The sequence below is a fragment of the Janthinobacterium sp. TND4EL3 genome, assembly GCF_900156175.1.
Taxonomy (GTDB): domain Bacteria; phylum Pseudomonadota; class Gammaproteobacteria; order Burkholderiales; family Burkholderiaceae_D; genus Janthinobacterium.
Map to the genome: position 1 here is coordinate 314,106 of NZ_FTMV01000004.1, position 25,059 is coordinate 339,164.

19 protein-coding genes are annotated in these 25,059 nt (G+C 63.1%); 9 read left to right on the forward strand and 10 right to left on the reverse strand.

Annotated features, from left to right (window positions below; translation table 11 throughout):
• Position 1 precedes the first annotated feature (1 nt).
• Together BXA07_RS09620 and BXA07_RS09625 are read left to right on the forward strand one after the other, a co-directional pair.
• Positions 2 to 667: a type II secretion system protein gene (locus BXA07_RS09620; protein WP_076567717.1), complete on the forward strand. Its 666-nt coding sequence runs from the start codon at positions 2 to 4 to the stop codon at positions 665 to 667.
• 225 nt (positions 668 to 892) lie between these two features.
• The gene (locus tag BXA07_RS09625; RefSeq protein ID WP_076567601.1) at positions 893 to 1,375 is read left to right on the forward strand and encodes an FxDxF family PEP-CTERM protein; all 483 of its coding nucleotides are present in this window, start codon (positions 893 to 895) and stop codon (positions 1,373 to 1,375) included.
• A 775-nt stretch (positions 1,376 to 2,150) separates the two neighbouring features.
• Here BXA07_RS09625 and murJ read toward each other — a convergent pair.
• Positions 2,151 to 3,698, reverse strand: coding sequence for a murein biosynthesis integral membrane protein MurJ (murJ, locus tag BXA07_RS09630; protein WP_076567603.1), 1,548 nt, complete (start codon positions 3,696 to 3,698; stop codon positions 2,151 to 2,153).
• Between the two features lie 308 nt (positions 3,699 to 4,006).
• Between murJ and rpsT the strand changes: the two genes are divergently transcribed.
• The gene (rpsT, locus tag BXA07_RS09635; protein ID WP_010395935.1) at positions 4,007 to 4,273 is read left to right on the forward strand and encodes a 30S ribosomal protein S20; all 267 of its coding nucleotides are present in this window, start codon (positions 4,007 to 4,009) and stop codon (positions 4,271 to 4,273) included.
• 146 nt (positions 4,274 to 4,419) lie between these two features.
• On the opposite strand, the gene BXA07_RS09640 is transcribed toward rpsT, so the two are convergent.
• Positions 4,420 to 4,872 carry a DUF192 domain-containing protein gene (locus BXA07_RS09640; RefSeq protein WP_076567605.1) on the reverse strand — a complete coding sequence of 151 codons (453 nt, stop codon included), beginning with the start codon at positions 4,870 to 4,872 and terminating at the stop codon, positions 4,420 to 4,422.
• A gap of 284 nt (positions 4,873 to 5,156) precedes the next feature.
• Positions 5,157 to 5,720 carry a pseudouridine synthase gene (locus tag BXA07_RS09645; protein WP_076567607.1) on the reverse strand — a complete coding sequence of 188 codons (564 nt, stop codon included), beginning with the start codon at positions 5,718 to 5,720 and terminating at the stop codon, positions 5,157 to 5,159.
• Positions 5,721 to 6,008: 288 nt separating this feature from the next.
• On the opposite strand from BXA07_RS09645, the gene icd reads away from it, so the two are divergent.
• Complete coding sequence (icd, locus tag BXA07_RS09650) at positions 6,009 to 7,262, forward strand: NADP-dependent isocitrate dehydrogenase (RefSeq protein ID WP_076567608.1); 1,254 nt, start codon at positions 6,009 to 6,011, stop codon at positions 7,260 to 7,262.
• Positions 7,263 to 7,369: 107 nt separating this feature from the next.
• On the opposite strand, the gene BXA07_RS09655 is transcribed toward icd, so the two are convergent.
• Complete coding sequence (locus tag BXA07_RS09655; protein WP_010395943.1) at positions 7,370 to 7,573, reverse strand: transcription antiterminator/RNA stability regulator CspE; 204 nt, start codon at positions 7,571 to 7,573, stop codon at positions 7,370 to 7,372.
• Positions 7,574 to 7,894: 321 nt separating this feature from the next.
• On the opposite strand from BXA07_RS09655, the gene clpS reads away from it, so the two are divergent.
• The 3 genes from clpS (at position 7,895) to BXA07_RS09670 (ending at position 14,017) form a co-directional block, all read left to right on the forward strand.
• Complete coding sequence (gene clpS, locus BXA07_RS09660) at positions 7,895 to 8,197, forward strand: ATP-dependent Clp protease adapter ClpS (RefSeq protein ID WP_034751577.1); 303 nt, start codon at positions 7,895 to 7,897, stop codon at positions 8,195 to 8,197.
• The gene (gene clpA / locus BXA07_RS09665; protein ID WP_076567610.1) at positions 8,194 to 10,494 is read left to right on the forward strand and encodes an ATP-dependent Clp protease ATP-binding subunit ClpA; all 2,301 of its coding nucleotides are present in this window, start codon (positions 8,194 to 8,196) and stop codon (positions 10,492 to 10,494) included. Before clpS ends, clpA begins: the two co-directional genes overlap by 4 nt.
• Before the next feature lie 172 nt (positions 10,495 to 10,666).
• A complete protein-coding gene (locus BXA07_RS09670; RefSeq protein WP_076567719.1) occupies positions 10,667 to 14,017 on the forward strand; it encodes a S41 family peptidase in 3,351 nt (1,116 codons plus the stop codon).
• A gap of 5 nt (positions 14,018 to 14,022) precedes the next feature.
• Here the strand turns inward: BXA07_RS09670 and BXA07_RS09675 are convergent, their stop codons facing one another.
• From BXA07_RS09675 to prpR, 5 genes are all read right to left on the reverse strand, one after another.
• Complete coding sequence (locus BXA07_RS09675; RefSeq protein ID WP_076567612.1) at positions 14,023 to 14,742, reverse strand: LytR/AlgR family response regulator transcription factor; 720 nt, start codon at positions 14,740 to 14,742, stop codon at positions 14,023 to 14,025.
• Positions 14,739 to 15,797 (reverse strand): sensor histidine kinase, encoded by a 1,059-nt coding sequence (locus BXA07_RS09680; protein WP_076567614.1) that lies wholly within the window; start codon positions 15,795 to 15,797, stop codon positions 14,739 to 14,741. The genes BXA07_RS09675 and BXA07_RS09680 overlap by 4 nt, the downstream gene beginning before the upstream one ends.
• Positions 15,798 to 15,800: 3 nt before the next feature.
• The gene (locus BXA07_RS09685; RefSeq protein ID WP_076567615.1) at positions 15,801 to 16,673 is read right to left on the reverse strand and encodes an alpha/beta fold hydrolase; all 873 of its coding nucleotides are present in this window, start codon (positions 16,671 to 16,673) and stop codon (positions 15,801 to 15,803) included.
• A 90-nt stretch (positions 16,674 to 16,763) separates the two neighbouring features.
• Positions 16,764 to 17,654 carry a phytanoyl-CoA dioxygenase family protein gene (locus tag BXA07_RS09690; RefSeq protein ID WP_076567617.1) on the reverse strand — a complete coding sequence of 297 codons (891 nt, stop codon included), beginning with the start codon at positions 17,652 to 17,654 and terminating at the stop codon, positions 16,764 to 16,766.
• 53 nt (positions 17,655 to 17,707) lie between these two features.
• Positions 17,708 to 19,330, reverse strand: coding sequence for a propionate catabolism operon regulatory protein PrpR (gene prpR, locus BXA07_RS09695; protein ID WP_076567618.1), 1,623 nt, complete (start codon positions 19,328 to 19,330; stop codon positions 17,708 to 17,710).
• Between the two features lie 210 nt (positions 19,331 to 19,540).
• On the opposite strand from prpR, the gene BXA07_RS09700 reads away from it, so the two are divergent.
• A complete protein-coding gene (locus tag BXA07_RS09700) occupies positions 19,541 to 23,209 on the forward strand; it encodes a sensor domain-containing protein (RefSeq protein WP_076567721.1) in 3,669 nt (1,222 codons plus the stop codon).
• 123 nt (positions 23,210 to 23,332) lie between these two features.
• On the opposite strand, the gene xth is transcribed toward BXA07_RS09700, so the two are convergent.
• Positions 23,333 to 24,097 carry an exodeoxyribonuclease III gene (gene xth, locus BXA07_RS09705; protein WP_076567620.1) on the reverse strand — a complete coding sequence of 255 codons (765 nt, stop codon included), beginning with the start codon at positions 24,095 to 24,097 and terminating at the stop codon, positions 23,333 to 23,335.
• 580 nt (positions 24,098 to 24,677) lie between these two features.
• Here xth and BXA07_RS09710 point away from each other — a divergent pair.
• The gene (locus tag BXA07_RS09710; RefSeq protein WP_076567621.1) at positions 24,678 to 25,049 is read left to right on the forward strand and encodes a phiTE_015 family protein; all 372 of its coding nucleotides are present in this window, start codon (positions 24,678 to 24,680) and stop codon (positions 25,047 to 25,049) included.
• The last annotated feature ends 10 nt before the right edge of the window (positions 25,050 to 25,059 follow it).

A 25,059-nucleotide genomic window follows, 5' to 3' on the forward strand; every position in this document is an offset into this window, starting at 1 on the left:
CATGTACCGTTCTGCGCGCCGCCAGCGCGGCTTCACTTACCTGGGCCTGATCATTCTGGTGGCCATCCTGGGCCTGGTAGGGGCGGCCGGGCTGAAGATGGGCTCCTTGCTGCAGCGCCAGGCGGCCGAGCAGGCATTGCTCGACATCGGCGCGCAGTTTTCCGACGCCCTGTACAGCTATGCGGCCGCCACGCCGCCGGGCCAGCCGCAACAGCCGCCGGATCTGGCCGCCCTGCTGCGCGATCCCCGCTTTCCCCAAGTGCGCCGGCATCTGCGCAAGCTGTTCGCCGACCCCATCACGGGGCGCGCCGAGTGGGGCTTGCTGTACCAGCCCGGCGGCAAGGGCATCATCGGCGTACACAGCCTGTCGCAGGCGGCGCCATTAAAGATTGGCAACTTCGACGCCCGTTACGCCGGTTTTGAAGGCAAGGCGCATTTCTCGGAATGGCGCTTCATGGCCGATGCCCACCCGCCATCCGGGCAGTTTGCGGCACCGGCAGCCATGCCTGCAGGCGATGAGGCTGACATCGCGCCCCGCCTCCCGGCATCGCCGTTGTTTTCCCGTCCTGTTACTCCACCGCAAGAACAGGCGCCACTGGAGCCCGAGGCAGAGCCTGCGCCGCAAAATCCTGATGAAAACACCGCCGAATCGATAGTTTTACCGTAAAGCACGATAAAAATAGATGCATGCTCTAGTAACTATTATCTTCTGGAAATTCATAGATGGTGGCAAATATTACATTCCGAAAATAGTTATTTTAAGCGAAACTTAGATAAAATATTTATAAGTAATTTGATGCAATTATGCTACCATCCTGTTCAGTACTTTCGGTACTAAAACTATTGGTGGCCTGCGCATTGCAGCCATAAATTACTTTTTAAGGGATAAACTATGAAATTGAAATTTATCGCTGCAGGCATTCTGGCAGCAGCATCGTTCAGCGCGTCGGCAGGCGATCAAGTCCTGGACATTACGGCTGACGGCAATGTCCACACCTTCAACGCCGTTGTTGGCGATGGCATCCTTTCCGGTGGCCTGGACGAGATCATTCTGAACGGCCTGGGCGCCGGCAAGTACAACATCGGCTTGTCGATCACCGGCCAGAAGCTGACGTTCAATGCGTTGACATCGAACCTGAACAACCAGCTGGGCGAAGCATTCTCGGCTGGTGGCCTGAAGTTCTTCGGCGTGGAATACAGCGGTGTTGGTCCCTTCAAGCTGCAATTGTTCGGTGATGCATTGGCTGGCGCCAACTACACCGGCACCTACACCGTGTCTGCAGTGCCAGAACCAGCAACCTATGGCATGTTGCTGGGTGGCTTGGGCCTGCTGGGCTTCATGGCACGTCGCCGCGCCGCAAAAAAAGCAGCCTGATACGGCGGCCAGGTGCAATTATAAACCCGCTTCGGCGGGTTTTTTTTCGTCTATCGTGAGTACGGCGAGACGCCGGCAACAACGTCCTGCGCAATTTCGGACAAGCTGCGCAGGACCAGGCGCCAGGTCGAAGACAGTACGCTGGTACGGCGAGACGCCGGCAACAACGTCCTGCGTAATCCGGACAAGCTGCGCAGGACCAGGCGCCAAGTCGAAGACAGTACGCTGGTACGGCGAGACGCCGGCAACAACGTCCTGCGCAATTTCGGACAAGCTGCGCAGGAGCAGGGGCCAGGTCGAAGACAGTACGCTGGTACGGCGAGACGCCGGCAACAACGTCCTGCGCAATTTCGGACAAGCAGCGCAGGACCAGGCGCCAGGTCGAAGACAGTACGCTGGTACGGCGAGACGCCGGCAACAACGTCCTGCGTAATCCGGACAAGCTGCGCAGGAGCAGGGGCCAGGTCGAAGATAGTACGCTGGTACGGCGAGACGCCGGCAACAACGTCCTGCGCAATTTCGGACAAGCTGCGCAGGAGCAGGGGCCAGGTCGAAGACAGTACGCTGGTACGGCGAGACGCCGGCAACAACGTCCTGCGCAATTTCGGACAAGCTGCGCAAAACCAGGGGCCAGGTCGAAGACAGTACGCTGGTACGGCGAGACGCCGGCAACAACGTCCTGCGTAATCCGGACAAGCTGCGCAGGGCTAGGCGCCAAGTCGAAGACAGTACGCCAGTACGGCGAGACGCAGGCAACAACGCCCTGCGCAGCTTGTCACGCGTGGCGCTTGAAGTCGCGGAAGCGGAAGCCAACGAGGAACAAGGTAACAAAGTACGCCACGCCGCACACGGCCACCACCAAGGCCAGGGCGCCGGCCCGCAGCAGCGGATGGGCTTGCATGCCGATCCAGTCGATGCGCATGGCGCCAACGTACGCCACGCCGCCCATCACGATGAGCGCCGGCAGCAGGCGCGCGAAGAATTTGGCCCAGCCCGGCTTGGGCTGGTAGATGCCGCGCTTGCGCAAGCCCCAGTACAGGAAACTGGCGTTCAGGCAGGCACCCAGGCCGATCGACAGGGCCAGGCCGGCCACGGCGATGTAGGGCACGAAGAGCAGGTTCATCAGCTGGGTGGCGATCAGCACGCCAAGGGCGATCTTGACGGGCGTACGGATGTCCTGGCGCGCATAAAACGCGGGCGCCAGGGTCTTGACGAGAATGATGCCGATCAAACCCAGGCTGTAGGCCACCAGCGGCTGCGTCGACATGGTCACGGATTCGGCTGTAAACTTACCATAGTGAAATAATGTCGCGATCAGCGGCGTGGCCAGGGTCGCCATGCCGACGGCGGCGGGCAGGGCCAGCAAAAAGGTCAGGCGCAAGCCCCAGTCCAGCAGGGCCGAGTATTCCGTCTTGTCGCCGTCCACATTCGCCTTCGACAGGCTGGGCAGCAGGATGGTGCCCAGGGCCACGCCCAGCATGGCGGTGGGGAACTCCATCAGGCGGTCGGCATACGACAGCCAGGAAATGCTGCCTTCGGCCAGGCGCGAGGCGATGCTCGTATTGATCATCAGGCTGATCTGGGCCGCCGAGACGGCGAACACGGCCGGTCCCATCTTCTTCAGCACGCGGCGCACGCCGCCGTCGGACAGGCCGATGGCGGGATTGATCGACAGCCGCGGCAGCATGCCGATCTTGATCAGCGCGGGAATCTGGATGGCCACCTGCAGCAGGCCGCCGGCGAACACGGCGATGGCCATGGCGTAGATCGGCTGCTTCAGGTAGGGCGCGAGGAACAGCGAGGCGGCGATGAACGACAGGTTCAGCAGCACGGGCGTGAAGGCGGGAATCTTGAATTCGCGCCAGGTATTCAAGATGCCGCCGGCCAGGGCCACGAAGGACATGCAGGTAATATAAGGGAACATCAGGCGCGTCATCCACACGGCCGCGTCAAAGGCGCCCGGGTCCTTGGACAGGCCCGTGGCGATCACGTAGACAAACCATGGCGCGCCGATGATGCCGATGGCCGACACGAGCAGGGTAGCCCACACGAGGGTGGTGGCGACATGGTCGGCCAGCTGCTTGCTCGCTTCCTGCCCGTGCTGATTCTTGTATTCAGACAAGATCGGCACGAACGCTTGCGAGAACGCGCCCTCGGCAAACAAACGGCGCAACAGATTGGGGATGCGGAAGGCAACAATGAATGCGTCCGTGTAGGCGCCGGCGCCAAAGGCGCGCGCGAACAGGCTTTCGCGCAATAATCCGGTTACACGGGACAGCATGGTCATGCTGGAAATGGCGGCTAGGGTTTTAAGCAAGTTCATGGGGGCAGATTATAGCCGGGCGCGCTACCGTTAAACGCTTAAAATATGGTAACAAACCCTGCCGATCCGCTGCCGATCCGCCCTTGCCAGCCCCATTTTCAGGTGTTTTTGGCGTCACACACGGTTTTTTGATTTGCCCCCGCTTGAAAATATCGCTATAATCGAAGGCTGTACAGAATTCTGTTACGCAGACACTAATGTTTGACAGGCACTGGTTTGGCACACATGGTTCGGCAGACGCACAGAACGCACCGGTTGGCAAACACTAATGTTTGCAAACGCACTTTGACCCTGTTTTAGGAAATTCCATGGCAAATACCGCACAAGCGCGCAAACGCGCTCGTCAAGCAGTTAAGCAAAACGCACACAATTCGTCCCAACGTTCGACCTTGCGCACGGCTATCAAAGCTGCTCGCAAAGCGATCCAGGGCGGCGACAAGGCAGCTGCTGCTGCAATCTTCCAGGCATCCGTGTCGACCATCGACCGTATCGCTGACAAGAAGATCATCCACAAAAACAAGGCAGCTCGCCATAAGAGCCGTCTGGCAGCTGCTTTGAAAGCACTGTCCGCTTAATATTCGCCAGCAGGCAAGCCACCAAGGTGGCCTTGCCTGTGCCGGTACGCCGGCACTGGTTGAAAAGCAAAAACCCGCAGATTCGTTCTGGCGGGTTTTTTCGCGTTGCCGCGCACTTTTTGCGTGGTTCTCCGGCCGCAACGTTCCTAGCGCGGCGCAGGCAAGTTGCCGATGCTCATGCCCGGCTTGATATTGCGTTGCTTGAACCAGCCCAGGTGCATTTCCAGCGCATAGCGCACGGGCACAGTTTTCGCGGAGCAATGGCTATCCAGCGTGTGCGGCTGCATGTCTTCAATATTGATAATTTTGCCATCTGCGTCGATGAAGGCGACGGACAGGGGCAGCGGCGTGTTTTTCATCCACATGCATTGGGTGGCGGGATTGCCAAAAATAAACAACATGCCCGCGTTGGCCGGCATTTTTTCGCGGTACATCAAGCCTTGCTCGCGCTGCGCTTCCGTGGCGGCCACTTCGGCCTGGATCAAATGCATGCCTGCCGATAATTGCAAGCTCTTGCCTTGCGGCGCTTGCGCCACGGCGCTGCCGGCGCAGGCCAGCAGGACGATGGAAATGTGGAGACTGCCAAGGGAATTTTTCATGAGCAAGACTGGTGGCGATCGAAGGGGCGATTAAGCCATGCAGGCGGCCGCCCGGTCAAGCATGTGGCCCGGCAGCGCCGAAAGCGTGGGCTTGCAGCAACAAAGGCCTTGCCGCAGCCACCGAACCTGGCTTGCTGCGCCAGCGTGGCGCTGGCCAGCGGGGATGGCGCGGGGGCAAATCTTGCGCTTCACCGTCCCCTCTCATCGAGTCAGGCTGATGATGATGTCAGTTGATTGTCTAAAAATAAATAATTGATCGCATGTAGCCATTCTTCCTGCCCCGCTCACGCCTTGCCGATGTGTTCGGCCGGCACTTCGCACCATTCGCCAGGCATCAAGGGGTGGCTGGCCAGTGAAAACGGGCCGATGGCGCTGCGCACGAGGCGCAGGGTGGGCAGGCCGACGGCGGCCGTCATGCGCCGCACTTGCCGGTTTTTTCCCTCTTTCAAGGTAATCGCCAGCCAGGACGTGGGCTTGTCGGCGCGCGCGCGGATGGGTGGATTGCGCGGCCACAGCCAGTCCGGCTCGGCGATGCGCACGGCCTTGCACGGCTTGGTGATGAAGTCGCCCAGGTCCAGCGGCGCCTGCAGGCGCGCCAGGCTGGCCGCGTCGGGCACGCCATCGACCTGCACCAGGTAGGTTTTCGCCTCCTTGCGGTCGGGGTGGCTGATTTCATGCTGCAGGCGGCCGTCGTCCGTCAGCAGCAGCAAGCCTTCGCTGTCGGCGTCGAGCCGGCCGGCCGGATAGATGCCGGGGATGGTGATGTGGTCGGCCAGGGTGGCGCGGCCTTCCTGCGGCGAAAACTGGCACAGGACCTGGAACGGTTTATTGAAGAGGATGAGTGGCATGCTGGATAAATTGCTGCAAACGAGGGTGGCTGCTGGTCGGCGCCGCAAAAGCGTGGCGCCCTGTAAGATACTGGTGCATAATGTGAAATGTTAGTCTTATGTCTTATAGAAGACATAGGCGGTATGGCAACGAGGTTCTTTGACGCTGCGGATGGCCCGGCTGTTCTTTCCCTGCTAAAGTGTGTTGTTGCCGCCATGTTCGGACTTGTTTTTGTAAACTCTGCAACCGCAGAGCGCGTCGTCGGGCCGCCAGGGCTGCCCACGGTGCGTCCCACTTCGGAGATCACGATGTACCAACATATCACTGTACCTGCTGACGGCCAAAAAATCACCGTCAACGCCGATTTTTCGCTGAATGTACCAGATAATCCCATCATTCCCTTCATCGAAGGCGATGGCACGGGCATCGATATCAGCCCGGTCATGATCAAGGTGATCGATGCGGCCGTGGCCAAGGCCTACGGCGGCGCGCGCAAGATCAGCTGGATGGAAATCTATGCGGGCGAAAAATCGACGAATGTGTACGGTCCCGACGTGTGGCTGCCGGAAGAAACCTTGCAGGTGCTGAAAGACTACGTGGTTTCCATCAAGGGGCCGCTGACGACGCCCGTCGGCGGCGGCATCCGCTCGCTGAACGTGGCCCTGCGCCAGCAGCTCGATCTGTACGTCTGCCTGCGTCCCGTGCGCTACTTCACTGGCGTGCCGTCGCCCGTGAAAGAGCCGGAAAAGACGGACATGGTGATTTTCCGCGAAAACTCGGAAGACATCTACGCCGGCATCGAATACCAGCAAGGTTCGCCCGAAGCCAAGAAGCTGATGGATTTCCTCGTCAAGGAAATGGGCGTGACGAAGATCCGCTTCCCGGCCACGTCGGGCATCGGCATCAAGCCCGTGTCCATCGAAGGCACGGAGCGCCTCGTGCGCAAGGCCATCCAGTACGCGATCGACAACGACAAGCCTTCCGTGACGATCGTGCACAAAGGCAACATCATGAAGTACACGGAAGGCGGCTTCCGCGACTGGGCGTATGCGCTGGCGCAAAAGGAATTCGGTGCCGAGCTGATCGATGGCGGCCCATGGTGCAAGTTCAAGAATCCGAAGACGGGCCGCGACATCATCGTCAAGGACTCGATCGCTGACGCGTTCCTGCAACAGATCCTGCTGCGTCCGGCCGAATACAGCGTGATCGCCACCCTGAACCTGAACGGCGACTACATTTCCGACGCGCTGGCGGCGCAGGTGGGCGGCATCGGCATCGCGCCGGGCGCCAACCTGTCCGATTCCGTCGCCATGTTCGAGGCGACGCACGGCACGGCGCCGAAGTACGCGGGCAAGGACTATGTGAACCCCGGTTCCCTGATCCTGTCGGCGGAAATGATGCTGCGCCACATGGGCTGGCTGGAAGCGGCCGACCTGATTATTTCTTCCATGCAAAAATCGATCGCCTCGAAGCGCGTCACCTACGACTTCGCCCGCCTGATGGAAGGCGCCACGCAAGTGTCGTGCTCCGGTTTCGGCAACGTGATGATCGAGCACATGTAGGAATGCGGCCGGGCGTCGCGGGGCAGGTCGCCTCTCGACGCCCGGCGGACGAAAAAAAACCCCGCTTCATGGAAACGGGGTTTTTCACATCTGAGGGCAGGGGATGCTTAGGCTGCCTGGATGTTGGAAGCTTGCTTGCCTTTAGGGCCTTGCGTGACTTCGAATTGAACTTTTTGACCTTCTTTGAGGGTCTTGAAACCGTTCATGTTGATTGCGGAGAAATGAGCAAACAAATCTTCGCCGCCATCATCTGGAGTGATGAAGCCAAAACCTTTGGAATCATTGAACCACTTAACTGTACCTGTTGCCATAAAAAGAACTTTCAAAATTAAAACAAATCACACGAGCCATAAAAGCAAGAAGCTTCTTGCCCCCTCCTCGACGTCTCACTTCTTATCAAGCTGTACATTACTGCAACAGTCGATACAGCATTGTTGGCGGAATAAATAATGAAGTCAAGCGCTTTTCCATCGATATTGCCAAATTCTTCACGGCGACCAAAAAAGCAACTCTTGATTTCGGCGGCAAGGTCGCCATCTGCGCAGTATTAAGAAAACGCGTAAGATTGAAAACAATTGGAAACGCGCAGATATAGCGCATGACAACCACTGTGAAAGCATTAGAATAAGCGTATGGCAACCAAGCACGACACAGAAACCCTGCTGGAGCGGCAAGTACTGAAGCCGCCACCGCTCTACCAGGTGGCCTTGCTCAATGACGACTACACCCCGATGGAATTTGTGGTGGCCATCATTCAGGAGTATTTCAACAAGGACCGTGAAACGGCGACGCAAATCATGCTCAGTGTTCATCGCTACGGCAAAGGAGTGTGCGGCGTGTTCTCTAAAGATATAGCGTGTACCAAAGTGGAGTTCGTTTTAACGCATGCGCGCAAGGCGGGGCACCCCCTGCAGTGCGTGATGGAGGAAGTATGATTGCGCAGGAATTAGAAGTAAGTTTGCACATGGCGTTTGTCGAAGCTCGACAGGCACGGCACGAATTCATCACGGTTGAGCATTTACTGCTGGCACTGCTGGATAATCCCTCCGCAGCAGAGGTATTGCGTGCCTGCGCGGTCAATATTGAAGACCTGCGCAAGACCCTCACCAATTTCATCGGCGATAACACGCCGACCGTGCCTGGCACGGGCGAAGTCGACACCCAGCCGACGCTTGGTTTCCAGCGCGTGATCCAGCGCGCCATCATGCATGTCCAGTCCGCCTCGAATGGCAAGAAGGAAGTCACTGGCGCCAATGTGCTGGTGGCCATCTTCGGCGAAAAAGACTCGCATGCTGTCTACTACCTGCACCAGCAGGGCGTGACGCGCCTGGACGTGGTCAACTTCATCTCGCACGGCGTGCGCAAGGACCAGTCCACGGAAAGCGCGAAAGCCTCCGAAGGCGTGGAAGAAGCGCCCGTCGATGGCCAGCCGAAGGAAAGCCCGCTCGACCAGTTCACGCAGAACCTGAACAAGGCCGCCGCCGAAGGGCGGATCGACCCGCTGATCGGCCGCGAGGATGAAGTCGACCGCGTCATCCAGATCCTGTGCCGCCGCCGCAAGAACAATCCGCTGCTCGTCGGCGAGGCGGGCGTGGGCAAGACGGCCATCGCCGAAGGCCTGGCCTACCGCATCACGCAAAGCGACGTGCCGGAAATCCTGCAGAATGCCGTCGTGTATTCGCTGGACATGGGCGCCTTGCTGGCCGGTACCAAATACCGTGGCGACTTCGAACAGCGCCTGAAAGCCGTGCTCAAGCAACTGAAGGACAATCCGAACGGCATCCTGTTCATCGACGAGATCCACACCATCATCGGTGCGGGCTCGGCCTCGGGCGGCACGCTGGACGCGTCCAACCTGCTGAAACCGGCACTGGCCAACGGTCAATTGAAGTGCATCGGCGCGACCACGTACACGGAATTCCGCGGCGTGTTCGAGAAAGACCATGCGCTCTCCCGCCGTTTCCAGAAAGTGGACGTCAACGAGCCGACCGTCGAGCAAACCGTGCAGATCTTGCGCGGCCTCAAATCGCGCTTCGAAGAGCACCATGGCGTGAAATACTCGGCCTCGGCCCTGTCGACGGCGGCCGAACTGGCGGCGCGCTTCATCAACGACCGCCACTTGCCCGACAAGGCGATCGACGTCATCGATGAAGCGGGCGCGGCGCAGCGCATCCTGCCGAAGTCGAAGCAAAAGAAAACCATCGGCAAGGCCGAGATCGAGGACATCATCGCCAAGATCGCCCGCATCCCGCCGCAAACGGTCAACCAGGACGACCGCAGCAAGCTGCAGACGATCGACCGCGACTTGCGCAATGTTGTGTTCGGGCAAGATCCGGCCATCGACGCGCTGGCCTCGGCCATCAAGATGGCCCGTGCGGGCCTGGGCAAGACGGACAAGCCGATCGGCTCCTTCCTGTTCTCCGGTCCGACGGGCGTCGGCAAGACCGAGGTGGCCAAGCAATTGGCCTTCATCCTCGGCATCGAGCTGATCCGTTTCGACATGTCGGAATACATGGAACGCCACGCCGTCAGCCGTTTGATCGGCGCGCCACCGGGCTACGTCGGTTTCGACCAGGGCGGTTTGCTGACGGAAGCGATCACCAAGAAGCCGCATGCGGTCTTGCTGCTCGATGAAATTGAAAAAGCCCATCCGGACATTTTCAACATCCTGCTGCAAGTGATGGACCATGGCACCTTGACGGACAACAACGGTCGCAAAGCCGATTTCCGCAACGTGATCATCATCATGACGACGAATGCGGGCGCGGAAAGCCTGCAAAAGACGTCGATCGGCTTCACGAATTCGAAGCAGGCGGGCGACGAGATGGCCGACATCAAGCGCATGTTCACGCCGGAGTTCCGCAACCGTATCGATGCCACCATCAGCTTCCGCGCGCTGGACCAGGAAATCATCCTGCGCGTGGTCGACAAGTTCCTCATGCAACTGGAAGAGCAGTTGCACGAGAAAAAGGTGGAAGCCGTGTTTACCGAGAAGCTGCGTGCCTTCCTCGGCAAGAAAGGTTTCGATCCGCTCATGGGCGCGCGGCCGATGTCGCGTTTGATCCAGGACATGATCCGCAAGGCGCTGGCCGACGAACTGCTGTTCGGCCGCCTGGTGTCCGGCGGCAAGGTCACCGTCGACCTCGACGACAAGGACCAGGTTTTGCTGGAATTCCCGGAACCGCCAGATGCGGCGCCGACGGCAGCGCCGGAAACGGTGGAAGTCGAATAATCGCCTTTCGCTGCGACGCAGTGCTCAAGAAACCCGCCCCACGCAAGTGGCGCGGGTTTTTTTACACTTTTGTGGGCAATAAAGAAGGTTTTCTTTGGTCGCGGTTATGCCAGAATTGCTGTCCGGTATCGACATGATGTCCATGCCACCTGACCGCTATCTGGATGCCCACATGAAAATTTCCCGTACTCTTGCCTCGCTCTTGTTGTCCGCCGGCCTGCTGGGCAGCGCTGCCGCCGCGCCCGCCACAAGTTATTTCCGTTTTCCCGCCGTGCGCGGCGATACCGTCGTGTTCACGGCCGAAGGCGATTTGTGGAAAAGCAATCTGCGCGGCGGCGCGGCGCAGCGCCTGACCACGCATCCCGGCTATGAAACGAACGCGGCGATTTCGCGCGACGGCCAGTGGCTGGCGTTTTCCGCCGCCTACGAGGGGGCGCAGGAAGCGTATGTGATGCCGCTGGCGGGCGGTTTGCCGCGCCGCATTTCCTTTGACAATGGCGGCGTGCTGGTGCTGGGCTGGACGGCGCAGGGCGAAGTGCTGGTGAGCACGCAAAATACGGACGGTCCCGCCTCGCGCCGCATCGTCGCCGCCATCGATCCCGTGAAACTGACGCGGCGCGTGTTTCCCGTGGCCGACGCCAACGACGCCGTGCTCGACGATGCCGGCACGACCCTGTATTTCACGCGCTTCGGCCTGGCCGTGACCAACGACAACGTGCGCAACTACCGGGGCGGCGCGCATGCGACCCTGTGGCGCTATGCGCTCGATGGCAAGGCTGAGGCCGTACCCATGCACACGGATGCGGCCGTGCAGGCCGGCAACAACAAGCGCCCCATGTGGTGGCAGGGCCGCGTCTACTACATCAGTGACGCGGGCGGCGGCGACAATCTGTGGAGCATGCTGCCCGACGGTTCCGAGCGCCGCGCGTTGACCGGCCACACGCAGTGGGACGTGCGCAACGCGTCCCTGGGCGACGGCAAGATTGTGTATCAATTGGGCGCAGACCTGCGGGTACTGGACCTGGCCACAGGGACGGACTCGTCGCCATTGCCGATCAGCCTCGTGTCCGACTTCGACCAGCAGCGCGCGCGCCAGATCCGCTCGCCGCTCGATACCTTGAGCAATGTCCAGGTGTCGGGCAAGGATGAGCGCATCATCTTGACTGCCAGGGGCCGCGTCAGCATCGCCGGCACGGGCAGCTTGCGCCGCGTCGACATCGCCATTCCGGAAGGGGCGCGGGCGCGCGACGCCGTCTTTTCCAGCGATGAAAAATCCGTGTTTGCCATCGTCGACACGAGCGGAGAGAATGAAATCTGGAAGTACGCGGCCGATGGCTCGGGCAAGGGTGAGCAGCTGACGACGCAGGGATACAATCACCGCTGGAAGCTGTACCCGTCGCCGGACGGACGCTGGCTGGCGCACACGGATAAAAAGGGCCGTTTCTGGCTGCTGGACCTGGCTACCAGGGGCAACCAGCTGATCGATGACGCGGGCAAGGCGGGCGTGGACAAGCACGACGAGGTGCAATGGTCGCCCGACAGCCGCAACCTGGCCATCGTGCGCGTGGCCAGCAACGAGCAGCGCGAGCAGATCGGCCTGTACAACCTGGCGTCGAAGCAGCTGCAGTTCGTCACCAGCGACCGCTATACCTCCGGCTCGCCCGTGTTTTCGCCGGACGGGCGCTGGCTGTATTTCATGTCAGCGCGCAATTTCCAGCTGGCCAACGGTTCGCCGTGGGGTGACCGCAACATGGGGCCCGTGTTCGACAAGCGCATCGGCCTGTATGCGCTGGCATTGCAGCCGGGCAACCGTTTTCCGTTCCAGCCCGACGATGAGCTGAGCCGTCCGGGAGTGAAACCGGCCGAGACGGATGATGAAAAGGCGGCCGAATCGGCAGCGGAAAAGGCGTTGGAAAAGGCCGGCGGCAAGGCGGCCGTGAAGAAAACGCCGACCGCCCTGCCGGACGTCGTCTTCAAGGGCCTGGCCGAGCGCCTGTATGAAGTGCCGCTGGCGCCGGGCAATTACGGCGCGCTGGCCATGGATGACAAGCGCCTGTATTTCCTGGAGCGCGACAGCGGCGAGAACAAGTCCAGCCTGAAGACGCTCGCCATCGGCAATACGGGCTCCAAGCCGGAACTGCTGGTGGCCAATGTGCGCGAATTCGACCTGGCGACGGATAAAAAGCACCTGTACTACCGCACGGCTGCGGCCACGGGGCCGGGCGAGATGCTGGTGATCGAGGCGGGCGCCAAGCTGCCGTCCGACCTGTCGAAGGCGAAGGTAAAAGTCGACGACTGGACCTTCGTGTCGAATCCGCGCCTGGAATGGAAGCAGATGTTCAACGACGCCTGGCGCCTGCACCGCGACTTCCTGTACGACGCGAAGATGCGCGGCGTGGACTGGAAGGCGGCGCGCGACAAATATGCGCCGCTGGTCGAGCGGGTCACGGACCGGGCCGAGCTCAATGACGTGCTGGGCATGATGGTGGCCGAGGTGGGCGCCCTGCATTCGCAGATCCGTCCCGGCGAATTGCGCCGCACGGAGCAGGAAGGCACGCCGGCGGGCCTGGGCGCCGTGCTGGCGCGCACAAACGAGGGCTACCGGGTCGAGCATGTCTACCGCAGCGAAGCGGAACTGCCGTCGGCGCGCGCGCCGCTGTCGCGTCCGGAGGTCGACGTGCGCGAAGGCGACGTGATCACGGCCGTCAACGGCAAGGACGTCCTGGGCGCGCGCGACATCAGCGACCTGCTGCTGAACCAGGCCGACAAGCAGGTCTTGTTGCAGGTCAAACGGGGCAATGGCAAGGGGGGCGCGCCGCGCGCCGTCATCGTCACGCCCGTCAACATGGCAAAACAGACGGCGCTGCGCTATGGCGACTGGGAACTGAGCCGCGCCGAGCAGGTGGCGGCCGCCTCGCAGGGGCGCATCGGCTACCTGCATTTGCGCGCCATGGGTCCGAACGACATCGCCTCGTTCGCGCGCGATTTTTACGCCAACATCAACCGCGAAGGCCTGATCATCGACGTGCGGCGCAATAACGGCGGCAATATCGACAGCTGGATCATCGAAAAGCTGCTGCGCAAGGCCTGGGCCTACTGGGCGCCGCCGGGCGTGCAGCCATCGACGAACATGCAGAACACCTTCCGCGGCCACCTGGTGGTGCTGGTCGATGAACTCACGTATTCGGATGGCGAGACCTTCGCCGCCGGCATCAAGGCATTGAAACTGGCGCCGCTGGTGGGCAAGCGCACGGCCGGCGCCGGCGTCTGGCTCAGCGACAATACGCGCCTGGCCGACAACGGCATGGCGCGCGTGGCGGAAAACGGCCAGTTCGGCGTCGACGGCCAGTGGCTGATCGAAGGCGTGGGCGTGGTGCCGGACGTCGAGGTGGACAATCCGCCGCACGCCACCTTCAATGGCGCCGACCGCCAGCTGGAAGTGGCGCTCGACATGCTGGCGAAAAAGCTCAAGGAGCAGCCGCGTCCCGCGTTCCAGGCGCAGCCGATCCCCGCGCTGAAGTAGTCCGGCTACAGGCCGGTGGCGGCCTTGAATTGCAGTGCGCGGCGGCGCGACACCTCGACCACGCTGCCGTCCAGCAGGCGCAGGTCGAGGCCGTCGGCCGCATTCGGCGCCACTTGCGCCACCTGCGCCAGGTTGACGATCTGGCGCCGGTTGGCGCGGAAGAATTGCGCAGGATCAAGCCGTTCTTCCAGCTGGCTCAATGAGCGCAGCATCAGCGGCTGCTGCGCGCCGAAATGCACGCGCGCGTAGTTGCCTTCCGATTCCAGCAGGCGGATATCGTCAAACGCCACAAACCAGCAGCGCTCCCCATCCTTGATGAAGACCTTGCGCGGCACGGGCGGCGGCACGGCTTGCGCCCGCGCGCCGGCACGCGCCAGCGCCGTCGCCAGGCGCGCCGCCTGCACGGGTTTTTGCAGGTAGTCGAGGGCGCTGACCTCGAACGCCTGCAGCGCGTACTGGTCGAAGGCCGTGCAAAAAATGACGTCGGGCGCGTCGTCGAGGGCGGCCAGCAGGTCGAAGCCGGAGCCGCCCGGCATCTGCACGTCGAGCAGCAGCAGGTCGGGCCGCAGCTTGCCGATTTGCGCGACGGCGTCGGCCGCGCTGGCCGCCTCGCCCACGATGTCGACCGCACCGCGCTGCACGTGCGGCGCCAGCAGGCGGCGCAGTTCGGCGCGCGCCAGGCGCTCGTCATCGACCAGCAGTAGCTTGAGCGGCTGACCGTTCATGGCTGCTCCGGCAGGGATATGGTGGCGACCACCCAACCCGCCTGTTCGCGCAGTTCCAGGCTGGCGCGCTCGCCGCAGGCCAGCTGCAAGCGCTGGCGCGCATTGCGCAGGCCGACGCAGGTGGAGTTGCCCGGTGCGCGCAAGGCGCCAGTGTTGGCGACCTCGATCTGCAGCATGCCCGCACCAGCGTCGCGTCGCGCCGCGATGCGGATGTCGCTGCCGTCGGGGCTTGTCTCGACGCCGTACTTGACGGCGTTTTCCACCAGCGTTTGCAGGGCCATGGGCGGCACGCGCACCTGTTCCAGGCCGGGAGCGCTGATCTCAATCGCAAAGTTGACGCGCAGGCGCTCCTCGAAGCGGCACTGCTCGATGGCCAGGTAGGCACGCACGGCGTCCAGTTCGGCCGCCAGCGGCACCGTCGCGTGCTGGCCAGACTGCAGCGCATGGCGCATCAGGCCGGCCAGCTGGTCGATCATGTGCGCGGCCGCGTCGCGGTCTTCGAAGATCAGCGCGCGCACGCTATTGAGGCTGTTGAAGAAAAAATGCGGATTGACTTGCGCCTGCAGGGCGCGCAGTTCCGCTTCCCGCCCATGCAGCTGCAGGCGCAGAGTTTCCGCTTCCAGGTGCGCGGCGCGGCGCAGCGACAGCGCGGTGAAGTAAAACACCGTCCAGGTCAGGAATACCCCGAACCAGAACAGCAGCGCGCCGGGCAGCCAGGCCAGGCCGCGCAGGACATCGGGCGGATACATGACGTGGAAGGCGGCCGTCACGCTGGCCGTCTGGATGGCGGCCAGCAGGGCCAGCGCCGGCACGATGCGTTTCCAGCGCAAACCGTTCGCCGCCCAGCCGCGCTGGCGCAGGACGCCGCGCCACAGGTGCGACAGCAGCAGCCCGCCCAGCGATCCCCAGCAGGCAATCGTCACGACGATGCGCAGCTGCGAGGAACCGCCATACACGCTGTTGAACAGGGCGAGCGCGCCCCAGCCGGCCAGCTGGAAGGTCCAGTACCAGTTGACTCTGGCCAGCAGCGGCGGTCGTTCGGCCGGCGCGGCCATGGCCTAGTTCAGGAACTGTTCGATGCGCCCGAACATCCAGTCCGGTTCATCGTACATGATGAAGTGGCGCGCCGTGTCGGCCATCTCGATGCGCGCGCCTGGCAGCTGCGCAAACTGGCTGCGGAAGGTCTGTTCGATGGTAGCGCGCGGCGCATAGTCCTTGTAGGCGATCCAGGTGCCCAGCACCAGGGTGGACGACGTGATGCGCGCCACGTCCTGGCGCAGGTCGCTGGCCATCAGGCTGCCCATGGCGCTGATGACGGTTTCGCGGTCCGAGCGCTGGCCCCAGCCGATGATGCGTTCCACGTCGGCCGGCGCGCTGGCCATGGCCGCGACGGTGCGGCGCTGGCTGGCGCTGGCGGTCGCCGCGTCCTGGACCCGCATGGCCGCCTGCATCTGCGCGGACATGGCTTGCAGCTGCTGCGGCGTGGCGCTCGGCATCTGCGTCGCGCCCAGCGCCGGCAGCGAATCGACGATCACCAGTTTGCCCGCCTGCTGCGGATGGTCGATCGCCAGTTTCAGGGCGAGGAAGCCGCCCAGGCTATGGCCGATGATGGCCGGCTGGCCCAGTTTGTGCGCCACGATGTACTCGGCCAGCTGCTGCTCCGCCTGCGCCAGCACGTCGCCAGCGACGGGAGCCACGCCGGCAAAGCCGGCCAGGGTCAGCACATGGCACTGGCGCCCGGCCTGCGGTCCGCACAGGCGCGCCACCGTGCCTTGCCATACTTCACCCGACGATGCCAGGCCGGGAATCAGGACGACGGGCCGGCCCTGGCCCGTGACGTCCACCTTGAATGCCGTCGGCGCGGCGGCATGGCTGGCGCCCGCCAGCAGCAGGGTACCGAGCAAGGTCAATGTTTGCAGTGTTCGTTTCATGATGTGTTCCTCCTTGACGACGATGCTAGCGGCGCGGGCAGCGCGCCGCCAGCGCTGCGGGATGAGCGGCGGCAGGCCGGGATGACTGGTTCAGATCCATTCGTCCTGGTCCAGGCAGTGTTCGGGCAGGTAGGTCAGGTATTGCACCATGCGCGGCGACGGGCCGCGGTTGGGCGTGGCGCAATGGGGCAGGGTCTGGTGCCAGATGATGAAGTCACCGGCATTGCCCTCGACGGCCACGGGCTGCAGGTTCCCGACGGCCCATTCGCGCGGCGCGGCGCCCGGCGGCAGCTCCCGCAGCCAGTCGGCGATGCGGTGCTGGAAGCCGGGCACGCAGTGAAAGGCACCATGCTGCGCCGGACAGTCGCTCAGGTACAGCATGCCTTGCAGCTTGAACGGAATCGGCTGTTGCAGGCTGAAGTCCCAGTGCAGGGCGCTGCCAAGGAAACCGTGCTGCGGCGTTTCCGGCGGATTGAAGCTCACCTTGTCGATGCTGGCGTAGATGCTGGCGCCGGCGCCGGCGCTTGTGTCGTATGGCTGCCGGTAGGCGTGGCGTATGTGCGCGCTGTGGCGGTTTTCCTCGAGCGCCGGATGGTCGGAAAACTGCAGCATCAGGCCCCGCTTGCCCGGGTGCGGCCGGTACCACGACGCAGGCTCGCCGGGCGAGGCGCCCAGGTAATCCCAGATGGCCGTCCGGGCGGCGGCGCACTGCGCGGGCGGCACGGCGCCGCGCAGCACCAGATAGCCGTGATCCTCGAAATGGCGCAGCTCGGCGGCGCACAGTACCTCCTGATGCGCGCCGGCGGCGTGCGCCCGGCGATCCAGTCCGTGTACGCTTGCAGGGTCGGCCGTTGCTGATACAGGAAGTGCAGCGCGTCTTCCATCGAAATGCCGCGCGCATACAGCGCCTTGACGTCCTGCTGGTCGCGAGCCAGTCCGCGAGTGGCGGCAGTGCCGCCATGTCCCGTGCAGCGTTGCCATAAATCGTGCAGCTGAGGCCAGTCGTCCATGATGTTTTTCGTATGCGGGGAAAATCAGCCGGCGCGCAGGCGGCGCCACAAGGTGGTGCGGCTGATGCCGAGATAGTGGGCGGCCGCGTCGCGGCGTCCGCCGAAGCGCGCCAGTACGGCGCTGGGGCTTTCGTCTTCCGGGCGCGGCGTGATGGCTGCCGGCGCTGCCGGCGACGCCGCCGGAACAGTGTCCTGCGCCAGTTCCGGCGCCACGCCCAGCACGAAGGCGGGCGTGAGCGCCTGCAGCGGCTCGGCGGCCAGGAACAGGGCCAGGCGCTCGGCCAGGTTGCGCAGTTCGCGCACGTTGCCGGGCCAGTCGTAGCGGCGCAGCAGGGGCGCGCAGGCCTGCACTTCCGCGTGCAGGTTCGGATGCGGGCGCGCGCCGAGCGCGGCCAGGGCGTTTTTCAGCGACCATTCGGCCAGGCCGGGAATGTCGCTGGCGCGTTCGCGCAGGGCCGGCAGATGCAGGCGCAGCACGGCCAGGCGGTAGAACAGGTCGGCGCGGAAGCGCCCTTCGCGGATGCGCTGCTCCAGGTCGCAGTGCGTGGCGCTGATGATGCGCACGTTGATGGCGATGGGCCGCGTGCCGCCCACGCGCACCACTTCGCGCTCTTCCAGCACGCGCAGCAGCCGTGTTTGCAGGGCCAGCGGCATTTCGCCGATTTCGTCGAGGAAGAGGGTGCCGTGGTTGGCCGCCTCGAACAGGCCCGCATGGCCGCCCCGGCGCGCGCCCGTGAAAGCCCCGTCCTCGTGGCCGAACAGCTCCGATTCCAGCAGGGACTCGGCGATGGCGCCGCAATTGATGGCGATGAAGGGGCGGTTGGCGCCCAGGCTGCGCGGGCTTTCGCGGTGGATGGCCTGCGCCACCAGTTCCTTGCCGCTGCCCGTCTCGCCCTGGATCAGCACCGTCGCCGGCGAGCGCGCATACAGCACCACCGACTGGCGCAGCGCTTCCATCGCCTCCGATTCGCCGCGCAGGTCGTGCAGGCCGTGGCGCGCGCGCAGGGTGTCGGCCACCACCGTGCGCCGTCCCCGGTTCGATTCGAGCTGGGTCAGGCGCGCCAGCTCCAGCGCGTCGTCGAAGGCGCGCCGGATCGAGGTGGCGGAATACACGAAGACGGCGGCCAGGCCCGCTTCCTCGGCCAGGTCGGTGACGAGGCCCGCGCCGACGACGGCTTTGACGCCCTCGGCCTTCAGTTCATTGATCTGCGCGCGCGCGTCTTCCTCGGTGGCGTAGGTGCGCTGCGCGATCTGGAAGCCGAAGGTGGCGGCAAATTCGCCCAGTTCCGGCATCGGGTCCTGGTAGGTGACGACGCCGATGTGCGGCGAGATGCGCCGCGCGCGCGCCAGCGCCTGCATCACGTCGTAGCCGCTGGCCTTGGCGATGATGACGGGCACCGACAGCCGGCCTTTCAGGTAGGCGCCGTTCGAACCGGCCGCGATGACGGCGTCGCAGCGCTCCGTGGCCATGCGCTCGAGGATGTGGCGCACGGCGTCGTCGAAGCCCAGGTTGATCGGCTCGATCGTCGCCAGGTCGTCGTATTCGAGCGTGATGTCGCGGAACAGGTCGAACAGGCGCGAGACGGAAACGGTCCAGATGACGGGTTTGTCGCGGTGGTCGAGCGGAGGTTGGGGAGGGCGGCGCATGCTTTATTCTAAACGATTTGTTTCATTTTATTCCCATGCAACGCCATTGCAACATGCGCGTTGCAACTGGTCTGTGGTGTTTCAGATATTGCCAAGAAGGAAGTTGAAAAAACCGCTGGAAACTGGTTTATGATCTAGCAGCACCATGATGCCTGAAGAATATATTGCTCAGGCGCATGTCCGACTGCTGCCAACCGACCCATGGTGTCCATGAACCGCGTACCGACCAGCCCCGATTTCATCGCCGATGCCTTGCAGCTGATCGCCTTGCCGGCCTGCGCCTGCGATGCCTGCGGCATGGTGGTGGCGGCGAATGGTGCCCTGGTCGACTTGCTGGGCAGGGATGTGTCGGGCCGCTTGCTGGCCGATTGTTTTACCGACGCCTATCGCGCGTCGAGCAGCAGCATGTTGCGCGGGGCGCTCGGTGCGGCCGGGCGTGTACGGCACTGGGAAAGCAGCCTCGAAGGCGAGACGGGCGCCGTTGCCGTGCAGGTGTGGGCCAAGCCGCTGCCCGTGGGCGACAGCTTGCCGGGCGCGACCCTCGTGTTTGCCGATATCCGCGTGCAGCAGCGCGACCAGCAGGCCCTGCGCAAGACCTTGCTGGAACAGCAGGCCATCCTGGAAAGCGCGGCCGTCGGCATCGTGTTTTCCAAGGGCGGCTTCATCGAGGAGTGCAATATCCGCGCCGCCGAGATGTTCGGCTATGCGCGCCACCAGCTGACGGGTATGCCAGGCGCGGTGCTGTACCGCTCCGCCGAGCATTGCCGCGCGCTGGGACTGGAGGCGGCGCCGCTGCTCTCGAAGGGCAAGCCCTACCGCACGGAGCTGGAATTGCGGCGCCAGGATGGCTCGCTGTTCTGGAGCCGCCTGCACGGGCGCGCCGTCGATCCATTGAATACCCATGACGGTACGGTATGGATCATCGAGGACATCAGCGACCACCGGCGCGATGAAGACCAGCTGCGCCGCGCCATGCTGGAAATGCAGGCCGTGATGGACAATGCGCCCTTGGCCATCGGTTTTCAGCGCGACAAGGGCGTGCAGCGCTACAACCGGCGCTTTGCCGAATGCTTCGGCTTTGACGGCGACAGCGGCGTGGGCCTGGCCGTCGCCGACCTGTATCCGTCACGCGCGGCCTACGAAAGCGTGGTGCGGCAGGCCGCGCCCCTGCTGCGGCGCGGCCTGCCGTTCCAGGGCGAGATGGAGATGCGCCGCCGCGACGGCTCCACCTTCTGGGCGCTGGCCTATGGCTATGTGCTGAACCCCGAAAACCAGCCCGACCGTGCCCTGCGCGACACGATCTGGCTGTTCGACGACCGCAGCGCGCAAAAGGCGGCCGAGGAAGCGACGCGCCAGCTGATGCTGGAGCAGCAGGCCATCCTCGACAACGCCTCCGTCGGCATCCTGTTTTCGCGTTCGCGCCTGGTCCTGCGCTGCAATCCCCGCTTCGCCGAAATGTTCGGCTACACGCAGGACGAGATGATCGGCCTGCCCGCCGCCGAGCTGTTTCCCTCGCCTGCCGCCTATGAAGAGTTTGGCGTACAGGCCACGCCGCTGCTGGGGCAGGGCTTGCCCTACGAGCAGGACGAATCGCTGTTCCGCCGCCGCGACGGCAGCCTGTTCTGGTGCCGCATCCGCGCCAAGGCCGTGGACCAGCAGCACAGCGAACAGGGCGCCATCTGGATACTGGAAGACATCACGGCCAGCCGCCAGGCGCAGATGGAGGTGGCCGCCATCATGACGAATGCCTCGGTGAGCATCCTGTACACGAAGAACCGCCAGATCACGCGCTACAACCTGGGCTTTGCCACGATGTTCGGCTACAGCGGCGACGAGGCGCTGGGCCTGCCCGGGCGCGCACTGTACGTCTCGCAGCAGTCCTACGACTTGCTGGGAGCGGCCGCTTTCCCCTTCCTGTCCGTGGGCAAGCCCTTCCAGACGGAAGTGGAGATGATGCGCCGCGACGGCAGCACCCTGTGGGCGCAGCTGATTGCCTATGTCGTCAACCCCGACGATCCCGCCGCCGGCACCATCTGGATCATCGAGGACCGCACGGAAGCGAAGCGCGCGGAAGAATCGCTACGCAACGCGCTGCTGGAAAACCAGGCCATCCTCGACAGCGCCGTGCTGGGCATCTCGGTGGTGGAGGGCGGCTACAATTTGCGTGCCAACAGCAAGATGGAGGAGCTGTTCGGCTATGGGCCGGGCGAGATCAACGGCCTGTCCGTGCAGGCGCTGTACCCGGACCTGGCGTCATGGCGGGCGGCGCGCGACGAGACGGCGCGCGACTTCGGCGCGGGGCGCGTGCATATGTCGGAATACCAGCTGGTGCGCAAGGATGGCAGCCGCTTCTGGGCGCGTCTGTCGGGGCGGCCGTTTGATCTGGCGCATGCCCATGGCCGCTCCGTGTGGCTGGTCGACGACGTGACGGCGCGGCGCGAGGCGGCCGAAGCGGTGCGCCGCGCGCGCGACGAGCTGGAATTGCGCGTGCATGAACGCACGGCCGAACTGGCCGGCGCCAACCTGCTGCTGCAGGGCGAAATCCTGGAGCGGCGCCAGGCCGAGGCGCGCGTGCACCACATGGCGTATCACGACAGCCTGACGGGCCTGCCGAACCGCGCGCTGCTGTCGGACCGCCTGGAACGGGCCATGCTGGCGTCGCAGCGCTCGGAGCGCAAGCTGGCCGTGATGTTCATCGACCTGGACCGCTTCAAGACCATCAACGATTCGCTCGGCCACATGACGGGCGACCTGCTGCTCAAGGAAGTGTCCGCCCGCCTGTGCCGCGCCGTGCGCGCCAGCGACACGGTGGCGCGCCTGGGCGGCGATGAATTCGTCGTGCTGGTGCCGGGCATCCGCGGCAGCGACGAAGCGGCGCGCGTGGCCGAGAAAATCATTGAAGCCCTGACGCCGGCGTTTCCGCTCGATGGCCACGTGCTGCACGTCACGCCGTCGATCGGCATCTGCGTGTATCCGGACGACGGCGGCGACGTCGACGCCCTGATGCGCCATGCCGATGCGGCCATGTACCACGCCAAGGGCAACGGCCGCAACAACTACCAGTTCTTCACGCAGACGATGAACCAGGCGGCGGCCCTGCATTTTGATTTGGAAAGCAGCTTGCGCACGGCGCTGGCGCAGGACCAGTTCGAGCTGTATTACCAGCCCGTCATCGATATCGCCACGCGCAGCCTGCACGGCATGGAAGTGCTGCTGCGCTGGCGCCGTCCCGGCCATGGCCTGGTGCTGCCGGACCGCTTCATTCCCATCATGGAAGAAAACGGCCTGATCGTGCCGGTCGGCGAGTGGGTGATGCGCAAGGCATGCGAGCAAAGCATGGCCTGGCAGCGCCAGGGCCTGCAGCCGGTGCCGCTGGCCGTGAACCTGTCGCCGCGCCAGTTCATGCACAAGGGCCTGGTGGCGACCATAGCCGCCGTGGTGCGGGAAACGGGCATCGATCCGTCGCTGCTGGAATTCGAGATCACGGAGACGGCGCTGATGCAGCACGGCGAGCATACGCTGGAGATTTTGCGCCAGATCAATGGCATGGGCTTGCGCCTGTCGATCGACGATTTCGGCACCGGCTATTCCAGCCTGGCCTACCTGAAGCGCTTCCCCGTGAAGAAGGTCAAGATCGACCGCGCCTTCATCAAGGACCTCGAACAGAGCGCGGAAGACCGCGCCATCGTGTCGGCCATCATCGCGCTGGCCGACAGCCTGCAATTGTCGGCCGTGGCAGAGGGCGTGGAGACGGAGGAGCAGTTCGCCCTGCTGCAGGCGAACGGCTGCCGCTATGCCCAGGGCTATCTGTTTTCCGCGCCGGTGCCTGCGGCGAATGCGCGATCGCTGCTGGACCGCGTTAAGACTTCGAGCGTCTAACAGAACCGTAGCGAGCGGCAGTGAGTTGTGGCTGAGAAGCGGAGCTGTGCGAAGCACGGGGCCGCCGAGGCAGTGAGCATCGGAGGCTGCAAGTCGCGACGCGCAGTAGCTTATGTTAGGTGCTCAATCAATCGTTGCCACCACCGGCGCATGGTCGGACGGCTGCTCCCACTTGCGCGGCACGCGGTCGATCACGCAAGCCGTGCAGCGCGCGGCCAGGGCGGGCGAGAGCAGGATATGGTCGATGCGCAGGCCCTTGTTCAGGCGGAAGCCCAGCTGGCGGTAATCCCACCAGCTGAACGATTTTTCGGCCTGCTCGAACAGGCGGAAGGCGTCCGTCAGGCCAATGTCGAACAGGCGCTGCAGGGCGGCCCGTTCCTTGTCCGAGACCAGCACCTGGCCGGCCCAGGCGACGGGGTCGTGCACGTCGCGGTCGTCGGGCGCGATATTGTAGTCGCCCACCACGGCCAGCTGCGGGTGCTGCCGCGCTTCTTCGGCCAGCCAGTCGTGCAGGGCGGACAGCCAGCCCAGCTTGTATTCATACTTGTCGGAGTCGACGCTCTGGCCGTTCGGCACGTAGGCGCAGACGACGCGCACGCCATTGATGGTGGCGGCCAGGATGCGCTGCTGCGCATCTTCATAGCGCGGGTTGTTCTTGACCACGTCCGTGATCGGCAGTTTCGACAGGATGGCCACGCCGTTGTAGGTTTTCTGGCCGCTGAAGACGACCTGGTAGCCGGCAGCCTCGATCTCGGCGATGGGAAACTTGTCGTCTGTCAATTTAGTCTCTTGCAGGCAGAGTATGTCGACCGGATTATCCGTGAGCCACTGCAGTACTTGCGGCAGGCGCACTTTCAGCGAGTTGACGTTCCAGGTGGCTAGTTTCATGGGAAAAATCCTTGCTTGAATAGGTGACGATAAGGTGTCGATAGGCGCGAATCTTACCGCATGCGTGTCGCCGGCGTGGCGCCAGGCTTGCCAGGCAGGCGCTTTATTTGCTTGGCGGGAAAATGAATGTAGAAAAAGTATTTATTTTTAGCCAATCGTGGCGCATGAATATTGTGTTTTTGTGTATGATTGATCAACGCCTTTGTTTGATTTGGCATAAGGGGTTCGCACGGCATGATGCGTATCGTCTTTTAACGCGACAAAGGTGTAAAGTTTCTCGCTAAGACGCGATAAAAACTACTAAAATGGCACAATGTAACAACTGTGTCACACAGTTTTGTTACTGCCAACGTAGGAAATCAACAGGAAGCAGTTGTAATTAGTTGTAATTGCTATTCCGATTACATGACCACTGTGCCCGGGACGGAGCAGCGATTCCGTCCTTGGCGCCGCCAGACTTGTTATATAAATTGCAGTACTATATCTATGAGACTGTTTTGCGACATCAATAGATGGTACTATTTTGAAATGTTGCAGTTTTAATAGTGAGACTTGCGCGTAGCATTTGCAAAGGAAGAAAATGCGAACTGCATTTGAAGCGTGGGCGCAGCGTGACGGCCACATTGTGCGGCGAAGAGAAGACAAACCGGACGAGTACCTGATTTTCGAAACCCAGCGCCGCTGGGTTATCTGGCAGGCGGCTCTGACGCATGGCAAGACGGCTCCCAAGCCGCGGGTCAGCGCTGCCGAAAAGGCGGCGAAGGCCCAGCGTGCGCTGGAAATGTCGGCCGATGAAGCCACCGTGCGCAACAAGGTGCTCAATGAGGTGCTCGATGCCTTCAGCAGCGCCGATGGCGCCGCCGGCATGGAAGGCATTTTGAAGGTGATCCAGGGCCTGAAGATGAAGCAGAAAGCCCTGGCTGACGACAAGAGCGAAGATTCCACGGCTTGAGGGGACGGCG